This window comes from Burkholderia sp. D-99 (assembly GCF_011605345.1).
Lineage (GTDB): Bacteria > Pseudomonadota > Gammaproteobacteria > Burkholderiales > Burkholderiaceae > Burkholderia.
This window is the reverse complement of the sequence record NZ_JAAOXM010000002.1, coordinates 1,411,108-1,427,404: the sequence shown is the minus strand read 5'-3', so window position 1 is coordinate 1,427,404 and position 16,297 is coordinate 1,411,108. Positions and strand designations below refer to the sequence as shown.

Sequence of the window (16,297 nt, the reverse complement as noted above, 5' to 3'; positions counted from 1 at the left end):
TCTCGTAGACTGCGCGACGGAGTATAGAACGGGCGTGCCCGATGCGGAACCCGACTACGAAACGACGGCGGGTGCGGGTGCGCGCGGGAATCGCACATGAAATGCCCTCCGCGCGCCGGCATACCTTCAGGAATACTATCCGGTTGATCGACAACGATACGTCGATCGCACCTGCACGCTCGTCGTCCGGCAAACGCTACAGCCGCGCCAGCCCCGCCACCCCGTAGCCCAGCACGACAAGCGCGGCGACCACATGGCTCGCCGCGAGCAACCCCGGCGACTTCACGATGCGGCCGATCACGCTGCCGCCGAATGCGAACACGAGCTGCCCCGCGAGGCTGCCTGCAAACACGCACGCGGCACCGAGCAGCCAGTGCCGATGCGCGCCGGCGGCGGCCGTTGCATACCCGTAGAACAACAGGATCGTCAGCGGATTCGCCAGCGTGACGAAGAACATCGATGCAAACGGGCGACTGCCCGGCGGCCGCGCTTCGCCGTCGAGCGTGCGGCGGCGATCCCGCAGCGCCTGCCACAGCATCCGCGCCCCCATCGCGAGCAGCACGAGCGCGCCGACCAGACGAAACAGCGACAGGTGCGCCGCGAGCGTGCTCGCGAGCATCGCGCCGAGCGTGAACGCGACGACCGCATAGCAGCCGTCGGCCGTCGCGACACCCACCGCCGCGCGCACGCCGCTGGCGGTGCCGGCGCGCATCCCGTAGTTCGCGATCATCAGCGCGACGGGCCCGACCGACAGCGCGATCATCAGCCCGAACAGGAAATCGTTCATCGGTCGTCGATGCCTTCGATGGAAGGCATCGATTCTAGCGACCGCACAATAATCCGCTGTGGCGATTCGGCGTCACGCGACATCGACGCGCGCAGGCCCGTCCACCATCTCGCCGATCACGCCCGCGCGGTCGAAGCCGTCGGCACGGAAGCACGCGAGCACGTCGTCGACGGCCTCGGGCGCACATGCGACCAGCAAGCCGCCCGACGTCTGCGGATCGGTCAGCAGCGCCTGCGCGACGGGCGGCAGCGTGTCGGCCAGTTGCACGTCCGCGCCGTACGCGGCCCAGTTGCGGCCCGACGCGCCGGTGAACACGCCGTCGGCCACGAACGCCTCGACGCCCGTGAGCCACGGCAGCGACGCATAGTGCACGCGGGCGGTGAGGTGCGCGCCGCGCGCGAGCTCGAGCGTATGGCCGAGCAGCCCGAAGCCCGTGACGTCGGTCAGCGCGTGCACGCCCGGCAGCGCGGCGAGTTCGGTGCCCGGGCGGTTCAGCTTGGTGGTCGTCGCGACCATCTGCGCATAACCCGCGGCATCGAGCTGGTTCTTTTTCAGCGCGGCCGACAGCACGCCGACACCGAGCGGCTTGCCGAGCACGAGCACGTCGCCCGCACGCGCGGCCGCATTGCGCTTCACACGCGACGGATGCACGACGCCGATCGCCGCGAGCCCGTAGATCGGTTCGACCGAATCGATCGAATGGCCGCCCGCCACCGGAATGCCGGCGTCCGCGCACACCGATTCACCGCCGCGCAGCACGGCCGCGATCGTCTCGTGCGGCAGCACGTTGATCGGCATGCCGACCAGCGCGAGCGCGAGGATCGGCTTGCCGCCCATCGCATAGACGTCGGACAGCGCGTTGGTCGCGGCGATGCGGCCGAAGTCGAACGGATCGTCGACGATCGGCATGAAAAAGTCGGTGGTCGCGACGATCGCCTGCTCGTCGTTGAGGCGGTAGACGGCCGCGTCGTCGGACGTCTCGGTACCGACCAGCAGATCAGGAAACAGCGCGGGCGGCGTCGCGCGCTTCAGCAGCTCGGACAGCACGCCCGGCGCAATCTTGCAGCCGCAGCCGCCGCCATGCGACAGGCTCGTGAGGCGCGGAACGGCAGGCTGGGCTTGGGTGGCTTCGGTCATCGTCGGCATCCGGTGAATAACAACACGCCATTATCGACAATTCCGTGCGAGTGCGCCCGATACCCACATAATGACAGCGCGCTCCCCGCTCCCGCCGCCTTCCATACCTCTGTCCATGGACCACCTCTTCATCGGCCTCGTGCTGTGCTCCGCGTTACTGCACGCCATCTGGAATGCCTTCCTCCACGTCAGTGAAGACCGGCTCGTCCAGCTCGGCACGATGTCGCTGCCCTATTTTGCGTTCGGCGTGGTCGGCGCCGCGCTGCTGCCCGCGCCGGCCCCCGCCGCGTGGCCGTACATCGCCGCGTCGGCCGCACTCGAGGTCGCGTACTGCTTCACGCTGGCGCGCGCATACCGCAGCGGTGAGTTCGGCCAGATCTATCCGATCGCGCGCGGGATCTCGCCGCTGCTCGTGTCGGTGCTCGCGCTCGCCTTCCTCCACGAACAGCCGACACCGTTCGGCTTCGCTGGCATCGCGCTCGTGTCGTTCGGCATCATGTCGCTCGCGCTGCGGCGCGGCTTCCGGTTCTCCGGCGAAGGCGTGCCGTTTGCGCTGCTCACGGGTGTGTTCATCGCCGCATATTCGATCTGCGACGGCATCGGCTCGCGCGCATCCGGCAGTGCGCTCGGCTACATCGCGTGGGTGTACGTGCTGTGGAGCGTGCCGCAGTTCGTGCTGGTCTGCGCGGTGCGTGGCGGCCCGCGCGCGGTACTCGGCTCGCGCACCGCACTCACGCAGGGCGCGATCGCGGGCACGATCTCGCTCGCCGCGTACGGGATCGTGATCCTCGCGTACCGGTACCTGCCGGTCGGGACGGTGTCGGCGCTGCGCGAAACGAGCTCGATCTTCGCGGTCGCGATCGGCTGGCTCGTGATGCGCGAGCGGCCCGGCGCGCAGCGGCTCGCCGCGTGTGCGCTGGTGGTCGCGGGCGCGGCGCTGATCCGCCTCTAGGCGGCGCGCCCGGCCCGCTGCCCGCCGCCGTGTCAGAACTTGTGGCGGATACCTGTCACCGCGACGATCTGCGTACGCGTGCTCGACGGATTCGAGATCCCTTCGATCGCGGCCACCGTGTTCGATGAAGCGCGCTGGTAGAACGCGTTCACGTAGACATCGGTGCGCTTCGACAGGAAATACTGCGCGCCGACGCTCGTCTGCAGGTAGTGCGAGCTCGGCTTCGGCCCCTGCGACGCGAGCACCTGCGTATAGGTTTCGCCGAGCGCGAACTGCAGCGCGGGCGTCATCAGGTAGCGCACGCTGCCTTCGTAGTTGTTGAAGCGCATCGCGCCGCCCGTCTGCAGGTTGAACAGCGAGCTCGTGTACAGCAGCCCGAACGTCGCGGCACCCCATGCATACGCGCCGCCCGCGCCCCAGATCTGCTGGCGCGTCACGCCCTTGATGAACGTGTAGTAGTTGTCGGACGCCGCCGCGCCGGTCGTGTCGAGCGCCGGATGATCGACGCGCACGTACGCTGCGCCGAGTTGCAGCGGCCCGTTCTCGTAGCTCGTACCGATGCTCCACACGCGGTTCTGCGAGAACGACGTCGAATTCGAGAAGCCGTACAGGCCGACCGCGCGCAGCCCGTACCACGTGGGCGTCTGGTACTGCACCGAGTTGTTGGTGCGGAACGTGTTGTTCAGGTCGTCGGTATCGAACGGATGCAGCGCGTACTGCGTGAGCGCGGTGGTCGCGCCGATCTGCAGCGGCTCCAGCACTTCCTGCGCCGCGTTGTACTGGCGGCCCATCGTCAGCGTGCCCCAGCGGTCGTTTTCCAGCCCGACGTACGCCCGGCGCCCGAACAGCCGGCCGCCCTGGCTCGCCGCGCCCGACTCGATGTTGAAGCCGTTCTCTAGCCGGAACACCGCACGCGTGCCGCCACCGAGTTCCTCCTTGCCGAGCAGCCCGAAGCGCGTGCCCTGCTCGTTGCCGCCGGTCGCCTGCCACGCAGCGTGGCCGTTCTGGTTGTTCGTGTACGTGATCCCCGAATCGACCACGCCGTACAGCGTCACGCTCGACTGCGCCTGTGCATGCGTCGCGCCTGCCGCCATTGCGATACCCGCCAGCGCGACCGTCATCCCTTTCCGCTTCATCTCCGACCCCTTTTTGTCGATTGAATATGGGGAGCGATTTATCTCGCCCTTAACGTGTTTTATTGAATAAAACATCGTCTTATTAATTGTCGAATTCGGCGATTTGAAGCGTCAAGCGATGCCAAAAATCGCACGCGGGAGTCAAATACCCCTGAATCGCAACGCGTTTCGAGGAACGAAACAAGCCCAATAACCACGGGCATGACAGACCGGTCGCGACGCGTAATCCCGGTATCGCAAAAAGCCCTTGACCGCGATTTTCAGTCGTTGTGAAATATTGATACGCTGTTTTAATGATTAAAACAAACGAACGAGACGCTCCAAGAAACTAGGTAAAGAACCTGATCCCCATGCTGACGTTTAATTGCAACAACGCGACTGCCGGCGCATCGCCCTCGCATTTCGTCGCGACGCCGACGGTGCCGGCCCTGCCGATCGTCGTCGACTCGCCGCACAGCGGCATCGCCTATCCGCCGGACTTCGCCACCGTCGCGCCCGACGACGCGATCCGCACGACCTGGGACGCGTACATCGACGAACTGTGGGCCGGCGCCGCCGCGCGCGGCGGCACGCTGCTCGGCGCGACGTTTCCGCGCGCGTACATCGATCCGAACCGCGCGGAAACCGACATCGACGCGACGCTGCTCGCCGAGCCGTGGCCCGAGCCGCTCGCGCCGCAGCCGTATACGCAGCGCGGGATGGGGCTGATCCGGCGCGACGCGTTGCCCGGCGTGCCGCTGTACGACCGCAAGCTGTCGCTCGCGGAAGTGCGTCACCGGATCGACGCGTACTACCTGCCGTACCGCCGCGCGCTCGCCGGCATCGCCGAGCCGCTGCATGCCGCGCACGGTGCGCTGTGGCACATCGACTGCCATTCGATGAAGTCGCGCGGCAACGCGATGAACGTCGACGCGGGTGCGTTGCGGCCCGACGTCGTCGTCAGCGACCGGCGCGGCACGACCGCCGATCCCGCCTTCACCGCGTGGACCGCGCAATGGTTCGCCGATGCCGGCTATCGCGTGCAGGTCAACGACCCGTACCAGGGCGGCGACCTGCTGACCGCGCTCGCCGATCCCGCCCGGCAGCGCCACAGCATCCAGATCGAATTCAACCGCGCGCTGTACATGGACGAGGCCGCGTTCGCGAAACACGCGGGCTTCGCCACGCTGAAGCGCTCGGTCGACGCGTATCTCGACGCGCTCGCCGATTACGTCCGCGCGCGCATCGCACCGCAGGGAGAGACAGCATGACGACCTACATCGTCGACGCCGTCGACAGCGCGCTGAAGCTGCTGACCTACGTGGCCGAGCATCCGCACCTCGGCGTGACCGAGCTGGCGTCGCAACTCGGCATCAACAAGTCGCGCACTTACCGGATGCTGTGCACGCTCGAACTGCACCGCTTCGTCGTGCAGGACCCGCGCACGTCCACCTATGCGCTCGGCCCGCAGGCGTTCGTGATCGGCGTGGCCGCATCGCAGCAGAACGCGCTCGTGCGCGCCGCGCACCGGCACATGCTCGCGCTCAACCAGGCGATCAACGAGACCATCGTGCTGCGTGTGCGCGAAGGGCTCGAATCGGTGTGCGTCGCGCGATGCGAAACCACGCACGCGGTGCGTACCGTCGGCGCGGTCGGCAATCGCCGGCCGATCAATTTCGGCGCATCGGGCAAGGTGCTGCTCGCGTTCGCGCCGGATGCCGTGCGCGACGAATATCTCGCGCAACTGCGCCGCAACGGCCAGGCCGACGACCCGGCGAAGCTCGCCGCCGAACTCGACGCGGTCGCGCGCAAGGGCTACGCGGTGAGCAGCGGCGAGGTGACGCCCGGCGCGGTCGGGATCGCGGTGCCGGTGCACGACCTGACGGGCGCGACGGTCGCGTCGGTGAGCGTGACGGGGCCCGAGGTGCGCGTGAGCCACGCCGACATTCCCGACTATCTCGAACGCCTGCAGGCGTGCAGCCTCGCCATTTCCGCCGAACTCGGCTACGTCCCGGCGCGCGCCGCGCTGCAACCGGCCTGACGGCCCGCTTCTTCTTCGACGAGGATCCGATGTCCGCTTCTTCCCCGAACCCGGCCGGCGCGCCCGGCACCGACACCGCCGCACGTGCGGCCGACGATCCCGCGGCGCCTGCCGCTCACGCGCCGCATCCGCACGGCAAGATGCTGCACCCCGTCGTGATGATGTTGTGGGTGCTCGCCGCCGCGATCGCACTCACGTGGCTCGTCGACTCGGGCCAGTTCGCCCGCAACGGCCGGCTCGTCGTACCCGGCACCTATCACATGGTACCGAAGACGACTGCGCTCACGACGCTCGTTGCGCCGGCCGTCAGCCACAGCACGTCCGCGCAGGCGCTGCCGGCAAGCCTCGTCTCCGCGTTCGTCGCGGTGCCGCAAGGGCTGCTGAAGAACGCACCGCTGATCGTGATGGTGATGTTCGTCGGCGGGATGTTCGGCGTAATGCGCCGCACGGGTGTCGTCGATGCCGGCATCGACCGGCTGCTGCAGCTCACCGGCAACAATGCGTACCTGTTGACGCCGCTGCTGATGATCCTGATCGGGCTCGGCAGCACGCTGCTCGGCTTCATCTCCGAGTATCTCGTGATCATTCCGATGGTGGTCGTGATTGCCCGGCGCCTGGGGCTCTCCGACCTGTTCGCGGTCGCGCTCGTCGCGCTCGCCGCGAAGATCGGCTATATCGCGTCGGTCACGAACCCGCTCGCGCTCGCCGTCGCACAGCCGCTCGTCGGCGTGCCGCTGTTCAGCGGCGTTGCGCTGCGCGCGGCCGTATTCGTCGTATTCCTGACGATCGGCATCCTGTACCTGCTGCGCTACGTGCGCAACACCGGCTATCGGGCCGGGCAGACCGCGGCGGGCCACGCCGCGCAAGCGGCCGCGAAGCTGTCGCTGCGTCACAAGGCGACGCTGCTGGTGTTCGCCGCGGCGGTCGCGATGCTGATCTACGGCACGCGCGAACTGAAATGGGGCAACGTCGAACTCGCGGCGTTCTACGCGGCCGTGAGCATCGCGACGGCCGTCATCGGCCGGCTCGATTCGCGCAGCGCGGCCGATGCGTTCGTCGACGGGATGAAGAACATGATGCTCGCCGCGCTGCTGATGGGGCTCGCCGCTTCCGTCGAACTGCTGCTGCAGAACAGCCTCGTGCTCGACACGCTGATCCATTTCTTCACGCGGCTCGCGGACGGGCAATCGCCGGTGTGGGTCGCGAACGGTCTGATGGGTGTGCAAATGGTGCTCGACGTCTTCATTCCGTCGGTGTCGGGCAAGGCCGCGGTCAGCATGCCGATCATCGGGCCGATCGCGCAGCTCTCCGGCGTGAGCGGGCAGACGTCGGTGCTCGCGTTCGTGCTCGGCGGCGGGCTGACGAACCTCGTCACGCCGACGTCCGGGATGCTGCTCGCGTATCTGGCAACGGCGCGCGTCGATTTCGGCGCGTGGATCCGCTTCGTGCTGCCGCTGTTCCTGACGCTGCTCGCGCTGTCGTGCGTCGTGCTGACGTTCGCGGTGTGGATCGGGTATTGAGGTTCGCGACAGGGTCGGCAAAACGCGCGTGCGCTCGGCGGTGCGCAGCGCGTGCCCCCTACCCGGCTCGATGGCGGCGGCGGGCATCGCAACCCAATGCCGCAACCGAAAGGGCCGTTCAAGCCACCGCTACCGCTCCACCGAACGCCCGCTCGTCGATCGCCTCGGCGAGCGTCGCGAACGCCGTCGCGATCTCGTCCTCCGGCACGCACGCATAACCGAGCAGCAACCCCGACGCCGCACGTTCGCGGTCCGCGTAGTAGCCCGACAACGGTCGCACGACGATATTGCGTTCGAGCGCAGCCTGCGCGACCGCGCGATCGTCGACACCCTCCGGCAACTGCGTGACGAGATGCAGCCCCGCATCGCTGCCGAGCGCGTGCAGCGTGTCGCCGTAGCGTTGCGCGACCGCGTCGAGCAGCATCTCGCGGCGCTGCCCGTACAGCGTGCGCATCTTGCGGATATGCGACACGAAGTGCCCTTCCGCGATGAATTCGGCAAGTACCGCCTGCTGCAGCAACTGCCCTTCGCGATACAGCTCGGCGCTCGCAGTCGCGAAACTTTCCGCGAGCGGCTCGGGCGCGACCAGGTAGCCGACCCGCAGCCCCGGGAACAGCGTCTTGCCGAAACTGCCGACGTAGATCACCTGCCCGGCCGTGTCGAGGCCCTGCAGCGACGCGAGGGGCCGGCTGCCGTAACGAAATTCGCTGTCGTAGTCGTCCTCGATGATCCAGCAACCGTGCTGACGCGCGTATTCGAGCAGCATCCGCCGCCGCGCGAGGCTCATCACCATCCCGAGCGGGTACTGGTGCGACGGCGTGACGAGCATCAGCTTCGGCGGTTCGGCGAGATCGGCGGCCGACGGCGCGATCCCTTCCTCGTCGACCGGGATCGGCCGCGTCGTCAGCCCCGACACGTTCAGCACGCTGCGCACGCCCCAGTAGCAGGGATCCTCGGTCCAGATCGCGTCGCCCGGGTCGGTCAGCAGCCGCACGGCGAGGTCGATCGACTGGTGGATGCCGGTCGTGATCACGATCTGCTCGGGCGTGCAGCGCACCGAGCGCGACGTGCGCAGGTAGTCGGCCAGCGCCTCGCGCAGCAGCGCGAGCCCGCCACCCGGCGCGTAGGTCAGCAGGTCGGGGCGCAACCGCCGCCAGTATTTGTTGTGCAGCCGCGTCCACACGCGCGCCGGAAATCGCGACACATCGGGCACGCCCGGCATGAACGCGCCGCCCTGCCGTTTCGACACGCCGGCCCCTTCGACGAGCCGTGTGCCGCGCGCGGACAGCCGCCGCGCGGACGGCTGCACGAGCGCCGGGTGTGCGGCGGCCGCGTCGGACGGCGCGCCGACGATCTCGTCCGGCGCGCTGTCGGCGACGAAGGTGCCGCGGCCGGTCGCCGAGTTCACATAGCCTTCGAGCGCAAGCTGTTCGTAAACCTGCGTGACCGTGTTGCGCGCGATCCCGAGTTCGGCGGCGAGGAGCCGCGACGACGGTACACGCGTGCCGGCCGGCAGTTCGCGCGACAGGATCGCCTGTTGCAGCAGCCGGTGAAGCTGCCGGTAGATCGGCTGTTCGCCGCCGCGCACGAGGCGCTGCGCCAGCCAGTCCGACAACACGCTCGCGCGCATGATTGGCTCCTGAATATTTATTGAAATGGCTCTGATTGCCAGAGCCAAATGTGATTATAGTCGCCTCCATGGGCTGCCAACGCGCCCGATTCCCTACTCACCGGATAGAACATCAAGGAGATGACCGTGAAGAATGCCGACCTGCAGGCCCGCAAGAACGCCGCCACCCCGCGCGGCGTCGGCGTGATGTGCGATTTCTACGCAGCCCGCGCCGAGAACGCGGAACTGTGGGACGTCGAAGGCCGCCGCTTCATCGATTTCGCCGCCGGCATCGCGGTGCTGAACACCGGCCACCGCCACCCGAAGATCGTCAAGGCAATTTCGGATCAACTGAACAACTTCACGCACACCGCGTACCAGATCGTCCCGTACGCGTCGTACGTCGAGCTGGCCGAGAAGATCAACGACCGCGCGCCGGGCGATTTCCCGAAGAAGACCGCGTTCTTCACGACCGGCGCCGAAGCCGTCGAGAACGCGATCAAGATCGCACGTGCGGCTACCGGCCGTCCGGGCGTCATCGCCTTCTCGGGCGGCTTCCACGGCCGCACGATGATGGGCATGGCGCTGACCGGCAAGGTCGCCCCGTACAAGCTGAACTTCGGCCCGTTCCCGGGCGACGTGTTCCACGCCCCGTACCCGAACGCCGTGCACGGCGTGACGACGGCCGACTCGATCAAGGCGATCGAGATGCTGTTCAAGGCCGACATCGATCCGAAGCGCGTCGCCGCGATCATCTTCGAACCGGTCCAGGGCGAAGGCGGCTTCTACGCGGCGCCGGCCGAATTCGTGCGCGCACTGCGGAAGATCTGTAACGAACACGGCATCCTGCTGATCGCCGACGAAGTGCAAACGGGCTTCGCGCGTACCGGCAAGCTGTTCGCAATGCAGCACTACGACGTGCTCGCTGACCTGATCACGATGGCGAAGAGCCTCGCGGGCGGCATGCCGCTGTCGGGCGTCGTCGGCCGTGCGGACCTGATGGACGCTGCAGCGCCCGGCGGCCTCGGCGGCACCTACGCAGGCAACCCGCTGGCCGTTGCGTCGGCGCACGCGGTGCTCGAGATCATCGACGAAGAGAAGCTGTGCGAGCGCGCGACGCAACTCGGCGACGTGCTGAAGGCGAAGCTGAACGCACTGCAGGCCGACGTGCCGCAGATCGCCGACGTGCGCGGCCCGGGCGCGATGATCGCGGTCGAGTTCCTGAAGCCGGGTTCGGGCGAGCCGGATGCCGAGTTCACGAAGCGCGTGCAGACGCGCGCGCTCGAGCGCGGCCTGCTGCTGCTCGTGTGCGGCGTGTACTCGAACGTCGTGCGCTTCCTGTTCCCGCTGACGATCCCGCAAGCCGTGTTCGACGAAGCGCTCGTGATCCTCGAGGAAGTGCTGAAGGAAACGGTCGGCGTGCCGGCCTGAGTTCCCGTCGACTTCAATTGAATGCGCCGCCGCCGTCTTCACGACGGCGGCGGCCGTTTTATCCGTCCTTTTCGAAGCAGGTGATTCATATGAGCACGGTTCAGGAAACCCTGGCACTGAAAGACCCGTCGCTGTTCCGCCAGCAGGCGTACGTCAACGGCGAATGGCAAGGCGCGACGAACGGCGAGACGTTCGACGTCCGCAACCCGGCGACGGGCGGCCTGCTCGGCACCGTGCCTGCGATGGGCACGGCCGAGACGCGTCACGCGATCGAAGCCGCGAACGCCGCATGGCCGGCGTGGCGCAAGAAGACCGCGAAGGAACGCGCGGTCGTCCTGCGCAAGTGGCACGACCTGATGATGGAAAACGCCGACGACCTCGCGCTGATCCTGACGACCGAGCAGGGCAAGTCGCTGGCAGAAGCGAAGGGCGAGATCGGCTATGCCGCATCGTTCCTCGAATGGTTCGCGGAGGAAGGCAAGCGCGTGTACGGCGACACGATCCCGACGCCGGCGAGCGACAAGCGCATCGTCGTGACGAAGGAAGCGATCGGCGTGTGCGCGGCGATCACGCCGTGGAACTTCCCGGCGGCGATGATCACGCGCAAGGTCGGCCCGGCGCTCGCCGCAGGCTGCCCGATCGTCGTGAAGCCGGCTGAAGCGACGCCGTTCTCGGCACTCGCGATGGCCGTGCTGGCCGAGCGCGCGGGCGTGCCGGCCGGCGTGTTCAGCGTCGTCACGGGCGACCCGAAGGCGATCGGCGGCGAAATGACGTCGAACCCGATCGTGCGCAAGCTGTCGTTCACCGGCTCGACGCCGGTCGGCCGCCTGCTGATGTCGCAATGCGCGGCGACGGTCAAGAAGGTGTCGCTGGAGCTCGGCGGCAACGCGCCGTTCATCGTGTTCGACGACGCCGATCTCGACGCGGCCGTGCAGGGCGCGATCGCATCGAAGTACCGCAACAGCGGCCAGACCTGCGTGTGCACGAACCGCTTCTACGTGCATGAGGCCGTGTACGACCAGTTCGCGCAGAAACTCGCGGCAGCCGTCGGCCAGTTGAAGGTCGGTCGCGGCACGGAGCCGGGCGTCACGCAGGGCCCGCTGATCAACGAAGCGGCGGTGCTGAAGGTCGAGGCGCACATCGAGGACGCGCTCGCGAAGGGCGCGACCGTCGTGACCGGCGGCAAGCGCCATGCGCTCGGCCACGGCTTCTTCGAGCCGACCGTGCTGACGGGCGTCACGCCGGCGATGAAGGTCGCGAAGGAAGAGACGTTCGGGCCGCTCGCGCCGCTGTTCAAGTTCGGCAGCGACGATGAAGTGATCCGTCTCGCGAACGACACCGAGTTCGGCCTCGCCGCGTACTTCTACAGCCGCGACATCGGTCGCGTGTGGAAGGTTGCGGAAGCGCTCGAATACGGGATGGTCGGCGTGAACACGGGCCTGATCTCGAACGAAGTCGCGCCGTTCGGTGGCGTGAAGCAATCGGGCCTCGGCCGCGAAGGCTCGCACTACGGCATCGACGACTACGTCGTGATCAAGTACCTCTGCCTCGCCGTCTGACGGTTCAGGGCCTGCCGCGTCAGTGGCAGGCCCTGACCGCCCGGCCGGAACCGGGCGGTCCGACGCGGGCCGGTGTCCCTCTCCGCCGTGCCCGCGTCATCTTCATACGCACGAGATCGCCCCGCTCTGCGCACCCGATTTCGATCGCTGTATCCGCCGATACCCCATATCGCGCGCCAATTTCGTTCAAGTCTCGTTTCTCATTTCGCTGCATGCCGCTGGGTTGAGTGTTCCGCCTCGATCTGGTTTGCCCGCGTATGAACACTTCAGCCGACGGCCCGGTGTGTGCAGAGTCTGTGCAGTCAGGCACCGTTGCAGCGGGTGGTGCCGTGACACACGTCAACAGTTGCCGGCATGACGTACGGGAGGTTACACATCCGGCCGTGTTCTGCTCGATCTCCCTTCGCTTCAGCCTCGATGACGGTTCACATCATCGACTTTCGTCGGATTCCAAAATAAGAATCGTACTCGTTCTATAGACAGAGAAAATCTTGCCGGCCACTGTCTGTAAAAGGTATTGATCCACGAATGCACCTACTATCCAGACACATTCGATTCCGATGACCTCATGTATGGCGGCAGCTTCACTGGCTACAGTGCAACCTCTGACGACACGATCACACAATGAACATGAACTCACTTCGATACGGTGTTGCTGCGTTCCTTTTCACGCTGTCGTCGATGCTGTCGAACGTAGCGATGGCATGCACGATAGGCGAGGAAGCGCAGTTGCAACTTCCATTCAACACAACCACACTTTCTAATGCAGACAGAGTGGCGATAGCCGATAGCGTCATCGCGGCAAAGAGTTGGCCGAATGTGAAAATTCAAGCAACAATAATTGCAGGCGCCTTCGTTTATGAGAAGAACATCGAAATACTGAAGGATACGCGTGGAGAAAACGTAAAGGAATACTTGCAACACCTTGGAATCAGCGTCGATCATATCGTTATCGACAAAAAGACATTCACTGACGAAATGATTACGAGACGACCTGACGGAACAATAAAAACCAATCAAATAATCGTGGAATTTACGCCGATATGTAAAGGTAGCTGCGCATGGATGTGTGACGACCTTCGCGTAACGCCACACAGCAAGCTCATCAATCGATGACCACGGAACGCTCGCGTATGCGGCTGTTCTCATTCCAAAATACCAACAGCGCTGCGGGTACGATATCGATGGCGACTCAATTCCTAACCGCCGCCGCGCTCGCGTTGAGCTGCGCACATGCAGCGTTCGCCTGTGACGGTGCGTCGAACATGCCCGCCCATTACATCGATATTGTTTTCGATGCGGATTCGAGTGCGATTTCTCCGACCGAACTGTCGAGGTTATCGGCATGGTCGAGCGACATGCACAGGCGCTTTCCGAGCATTGACACGATATGGCTTATCGGACTGGCCGAACGAACCGAACGCGACGCGCAACAGCTTGCAACGCGACGAGCAGAAAACGTGATGGCTGTTCTGGATCGGCATTCGATCCGTGGCGAGAAAAGCGCCTTGGCGGGAAAAATTTTCAAGCCGGATGAGTTCGGTCAATCCGGGCGGCGCGTCGAAGTGAACGTCAGTCCGGGGTGCCCTAACCACTGTTGCCCGAACCTGAATCCCATACCCAGGGCGCAATGATGTACGCGACACCCACAACATCGGCCTACGCAATGCGAGCCGCCTTCCTCCTACCTCGAGCGTTCACGCCATCATCGAAATACGTTCACCGCCTCCGCCAGCTGCGTCGCCTGCTGCTTCAGGCTCTCCGACGCCACCGCACGCTGCTCGGCCTTCGACAAACGGATCTCCGCGATCAAATCCGACACACGCTTCACCTGCGTGACGATGCCCTCCATCGTCTTGCTCGCGCCGTCGACGATCCGCGCAACCGATTCGACCCGCTCGACGCTCGTGCCGATCAGCGTATTGATCTCCTTGGCCGCGTGCGCGCTGCGCGAGCGCTCGCAATTGACCACGGAACCTCCTCGGACGCGGGCGTTCTTGCTCCACAACGCCGACAGCATCGCGGGGTACGTCGTTGACATTGAATAAGCTCGTCACTGCCGCCGCACTCGCGTTGAGCTGCGCACATACGGCGTTCGCGTGCGACGGTCCTTCGAACATGCCCGGTTGGGATTTTGATGTCCGGTTCGACAACAATTCAAGCGACCTATCTACCGCCGAACTGGCGAAGCTTTCCGTATGGTCGAACGACATGCGCAATCGCTTCCCCATTGTCGATGTGGTGTCAGTTATCGGATTAGCCGAACCGACGGAACGAAACGCGCAAGAGCTTGCGCACCGACGTGCAGCGAACGTTAAGAGCGCGTTGGATCAGTTTTTGATTCGGGGCGAACGAAACTCGATGATCGCGCGACTCTACAAATTGCCGTTTCCCGCAAGCGAGTTTGACGACAACGGGCGGCGCGTCGAGATCACATTCGGTCCGGGGTGCCCAAACCACTGCTGCCCGAACCTGAATCCCATACCCAGGGCGCAATGACGTAGCACGACGTACTCACACCGGCCCGCGCGATGCGGGCCGCCGTCCTCCCGCCTCGCACGTTCGCGCCATCACCGAAACACGTTCACCGCATCCACCAGCCGCGTCGCCTGCTGTTGCAGGCTCTCCGACGCCGCCGTGCTCTGCTCGACCAGTGCCGCGTTCTGCTGCGTGATGTTGTCCAGGTGCACCACCGCCTGGTCGACCTGCGCGACGCCCGTACTCTGCTCGGCCGTCGACGAACTAATCTCCGCGATCAAATCCGACACGCGCTTCACCTGCGTGACGATGTCCTCCATCGTCTTGCCCGCCTCGTCCACACGCCGCGCACCCGATTCGACGCGATCGACACTCGCGCCGATCAGCGTCTTGATCTCCTTCGCCGCGTTCGCGCTGCGCTGCGCGAGCGCCCGCACCTCGCCCGCGACCACCGCGAAGCCGCGCCCCTGTTCGCCTGCGCGCGCCGCTTCAACGGCCGCGTTCAACGCAAGGATGTTGGTCTGGAACGCGATGCCGTCGATCACGCCGATGATGTCGGCAATCTTGCGCGAGCTGGCAGTGATGTCGCTCATCGTCGTGACGACCTCGCCCACCACCTGCCCACCGCGCTCGGCCGCGTCACTTGCGGAAACCGACAGCTGATTCGCCTGCAGCGCCGTCTCCGCATTGCTCGACACGGTCGCCGTCATCTCGGCCATCGACGCGGCCGTCTCCTGCACGCTCGACGCCGCCTGTTCGGTGCGCGCGCTCAGGTCGTTGTTGCCCTGCGCGATCTCGTTGCTCGCGCGCTGCACGTTGTGCACCTGCTCGCTGACGTCGTCGACGAGCCAGCGGAACATCAGCCCGAGCTGGTTGATCGTGCGCAGCGTCATGCCGATCTCGTCGACGCGGTTCATCCGCGCGCCGCGCCGGCTTTCGCCGGTCGCGACGTTCAGCGCCTGATCGTGCAGCCGCTTCAGCGGACGCACGATCTGCGCATCGAGCCACAGGCCGGCCGCCGCCGCCACGCCGACCGTCACGCCGGCAAACGCCGCGAGCCCGCCGCCGTCGAGCCCGCATGCCCAGCCCGCGCCGACCACCGCCGGGGCAAGCACGCACAGCGCCGAATGCACGCGCGCGCGCACCGACATCGTCTGCGACAGCGACGCGATGCGCAGCAGACCCGTGCGGATCACCAGCCCCTTGTGAAACCGGCGCTGGCCGGCCTTGCCTTCGCAGAACGCGCGATACACCGCATCGGCGGCTTCGGTCTCGTCGTGCGGCGCCTTCGTGCGCACCGACATGTAGCCCTGCGGCTCGCCGTTGCGCATCACGGGAATCGCGTTCGCACGCACCCAGTAGTGATCGCCGTTCTTGCGGCGGTTCTTCACGAGTGCGGTCCACGGCTCGCCGCGCCTGAGCGTCGCCCACATGTCGGCAAACGCTTCGCGCGGCATGTCCGGGTGGCGCACCACGTTGTGCGGCTGGCCGACGAGTTCCTCGTTCGTGAAGCCGCTCACCTGCGCGAACGTCGTGTTGGCGTAGGTGATGTTGCTGTCTGCATCGGTCGTCGACATCAGGGTGACGTCGTCGGGAAAATCGAATTCCTGTTGGGTAACGGGCTGGTTATTGCGCATGCATGGCTCCGAAAGGCGGATCTATCGTCCG

14 protein-coding genes and 1 pseudogene are annotated in these 16,297 nt (G+C 66.0%); 9 read left to right on the top strand and 6 right to left on the bottom strand.

Going from position 1 to position 16,297, the window contains the following annotated elements; genetic code table 11:
* Positions 1 to 196: 196 nt before the first annotated feature.
* The gene (locus HAV18_RS13655; RefSeq protein ID WP_166956450.1) at positions 197 to 787 is read right to left on the bottom strand and encodes a LysE family translocator; all 591 of its coding nucleotides are present in this window, start codon (positions 785 to 787) and stop codon (positions 197 to 199) included.
* Positions 788 to 859: 72 nt separating this feature from the next.
* Positions 860 to 1,924 (bottom strand): selenide, water dikinase SelD, encoded by a 1,065-nt coding sequence (gene selD / locus HAV18_RS13650; RefSeq protein WP_166956447.1) that lies wholly within the window; start codon positions 1,922 to 1,924, stop codon positions 860 to 862.
* A 115-nt stretch (positions 1,925 to 2,039) separates the two neighbouring features.
* On the opposite strand from selD, the gene HAV18_RS13645 reads away from it, so the two are divergent.
* Positions 2,040 to 2,876 (top strand): DMT family transporter, encoded by an 837-nt coding sequence (locus HAV18_RS13645; protein WP_166956444.1) that lies wholly within the window; start codon positions 2,040 to 2,042, stop codon positions 2,874 to 2,876.
* A gap of 32 nt (positions 2,877 to 2,908) precedes the next feature.
* On the opposite strand, the gene HAV18_RS13640 is transcribed toward HAV18_RS13645, so the two are convergent.
* Complete coding sequence (locus tag HAV18_RS13640) at positions 2,909 to 4,012, bottom strand: porin (RefSeq protein ID WP_166956440.1); 1,104 nt, start codon at positions 4,010 to 4,012, stop codon at positions 2,909 to 2,911.
* 350 nt (positions 4,013 to 4,362) lie between these two features.
* Between HAV18_RS13640 and HAV18_RS13635 the strand changes: the two genes are divergently transcribed.
* From HAV18_RS13635 to HAV18_RS13625, 3 genes are read left to right on the top strand one after another with little or no spacing between them, the layout of a single operon-like run.
* The gene (locus HAV18_RS13635) at positions 4,363 to 5,262 is read left to right on the top strand and encodes an N-formylglutamate amidohydrolase (RefSeq protein WP_166956437.1); all 900 of its coding nucleotides are present in this window, start codon (positions 4,363 to 4,365) and stop codon (positions 5,260 to 5,262) included.
* On the top strand, positions 5,259 to 6,032 hold the full coding sequence (locus HAV18_RS13630; RefSeq protein WP_166956434.1) for an IclR family transcriptional regulator: 774 nt from the start codon (positions 5,259 to 5,261) through the stop codon (positions 6,030 to 6,032). The genes HAV18_RS13635 and HAV18_RS13630 overlap by 4 nt, the downstream gene beginning before the upstream one ends.
* Positions 6,033 to 6,061: 29 nt before the next feature.
* Positions 6,062 to 7,552 (top strand): YfcC family protein, encoded by a 1,491-nt coding sequence (locus tag HAV18_RS13625; protein ID WP_166956431.1) that lies wholly within the window; start codon positions 6,062 to 6,064, stop codon positions 7,550 to 7,552.
* Positions 7,553 to 7,670: 118 nt separating this feature from the next.
* Here the strand turns inward: HAV18_RS13625 and HAV18_RS13620 are convergent, their stop codons facing one another.
* A complete protein-coding gene (locus HAV18_RS13620) occupies positions 7,671 to 9,182 on the bottom strand; it encodes a PLP-dependent aminotransferase family protein (protein WP_166956428.1) in 1,512 nt (503 codons plus the stop codon).
* A gap of 120 nt (positions 9,183 to 9,302) precedes the next feature.
* On the opposite strand from HAV18_RS13620, the gene HAV18_RS13615 reads away from it, so the two are divergent.
* The 4 genes from HAV18_RS13615 to HAV18_RS13600 all read left to right on the top strand — a co-directional run bounded on the left by HAV18_RS13615 (position 9,303) and on the right by HAV18_RS13600 (position 13,785).
* On the top strand, positions 9,303 to 10,592 hold the full coding sequence (locus tag HAV18_RS13615; RefSeq protein ID WP_208101912.1) for a 4-aminobutyrate--2-oxoglutarate transaminase: 1,290 nt from the start codon (positions 9,303 to 9,305) through the stop codon (positions 10,590 to 10,592).
* 89 nt (positions 10,593 to 10,681) lie between these two features.
* The gene (gene gabD, locus HAV18_RS13610) at positions 10,682 to 12,151 is read left to right on the top strand and encodes an NADP-dependent succinate-semialdehyde dehydrogenase (RefSeq protein WP_166956422.1); all 1,470 of its coding nucleotides are present in this window, start codon (positions 10,682 to 10,684) and stop codon (positions 12,149 to 12,151) included.
* A 624-nt stretch (positions 12,152 to 12,775) separates the two neighbouring features.
* A complete protein-coding gene (locus tag HAV18_RS13605; protein ID WP_243771620.1) occupies positions 12,776 to 13,267 on the top strand; it encodes a hypothetical protein in 492 nt (163 codons plus the stop codon).
* 68 nt (positions 13,268 to 13,335) lie between these two features.
* The gene (locus HAV18_RS13600) at positions 13,336 to 13,785 is read left to right on the top strand and encodes a hypothetical protein (protein ID WP_166956792.1); all 450 of its coding nucleotides are present in this window, start codon (positions 13,336 to 13,338) and stop codon (positions 13,783 to 13,785) included.
* A 71-nt stretch (positions 13,786 to 13,856) separates the two neighbouring features.
* Here the strand turns inward: HAV18_RS13600 and HAV18_RS13595 are convergent.
* Positions 13,857 to 14,135: pseudogene (locus tag HAV18_RS13595) on the bottom strand (hypothetical protein); the annotation flags it as partial.
* Between the two features lie 56 nt (positions 14,136 to 14,191).
* Here HAV18_RS13595 and HAV18_RS13590 point away from each other — a divergent pair.
* Positions 14,192 to 14,650, top strand: coding sequence for a hypothetical protein (locus HAV18_RS13590; protein ID WP_243771619.1), 459 nt, complete (start codon positions 14,192 to 14,194; stop codon positions 14,648 to 14,650).
* Between the two features lie 71 nt (positions 14,651 to 14,721).
* Here HAV18_RS13590 and HAV18_RS13585 read toward each other — a convergent pair whose 3' ends face one another.
* The gene (locus tag HAV18_RS13585) at positions 14,722 to 16,266 is read right to left on the bottom strand and encodes a PAS domain-containing methyl-accepting chemotaxis protein (RefSeq protein ID WP_166956419.1); all 1,545 of its coding nucleotides are present in this window, start codon (positions 16,264 to 16,266) and stop codon (positions 14,722 to 14,724) included.
* Positions 16,267 to 16,297 lie beyond the last annotated feature (31 nt).

Bases quoted from the DNA above. Each gene is read 5' to 3' on its own strand.
- HAV18_RS13655 (WP_166956450.1), bottom strand. From the start codon at position 787: ATGAACGATTTCCTGTTCGGGCTGATGATCGCGCTGTCGGTCGGGCCC.
- selD (WP_166956447.1), bottom strand. From the start codon at position 1,924: ATGACCGAAGCCACCCAAGCCCAGCCTGCCGTTCCGCGCCTCACGAGC.
- HAV18_RS13645 (WP_166956444.1), top strand. From the start codon at position 2,040: ATGGACCACCTCTTCATCGGCCTCGTGCTGTGCTCCGCGTTACTGCAC.
- HAV18_RS13640 (WP_166956440.1), bottom strand. From the start codon at position 4,012: ATGAAGCGGAAAGGGATGACGGTCGCGCTGGCGGGTATCGCAATGGCG.
- HAV18_RS13635 (WP_166956437.1), top strand. From the start codon at position 4,363: ATGCTGACGTTTAATTGCAACAACGCGACTGCCGGCGCATCGCCCTCG.
- HAV18_RS13630 (WP_166956434.1), top strand. From the start codon at position 5,259: ATGACGACCTACATCGTCGACGCCGTCGACAGCGCGCTGAAGCTGCTG.
- HAV18_RS13625 (WP_166956431.1), top strand. From the start codon at position 6,062: ATGTCCGCTTCTTCCCCGAACCCGGCCGGCGCGCCCGGCACCGACACC.
- HAV18_RS13620 (WP_166956428.1), bottom strand. From the start codon at position 9,182: ATGCGCGCGAGCGTGTTGTCGGACTGGCTGGCGCAGCGCCTCGTGCGC.
- HAV18_RS13615 (WP_208101912.1), top strand. From the start codon at position 9,303: ATGACCGTGAAGAATGCCGACCTGCAGGCCCGCAAGAACGCCGCCACC.
- gabD (WP_166956422.1), top strand. From the start codon at position 10,682: ATGAGCACGGTTCAGGAAACCCTGGCACTGAAAGACCCGTCGCTGTTC.
- HAV18_RS13605 (WP_243771620.1), top strand. From the start codon at position 12,776: ATGAACATGAACTCACTTCGATACGGTGTTGCTGCGTTCCTTTTCACG.
- HAV18_RS13600 (WP_166956792.1), top strand. From the start codon at position 13,336: ATGGCGACTCAATTCCTAACCGCCGCCGCGCTCGCGTTGAGCTGCGCA.
- HAV18_RS13585 (WP_166956419.1), bottom strand. From the start codon at position 16,266: ATGCGCAATAACCAGCCCGTTACCCAACAGGAATTCGATTTTCCCGAC.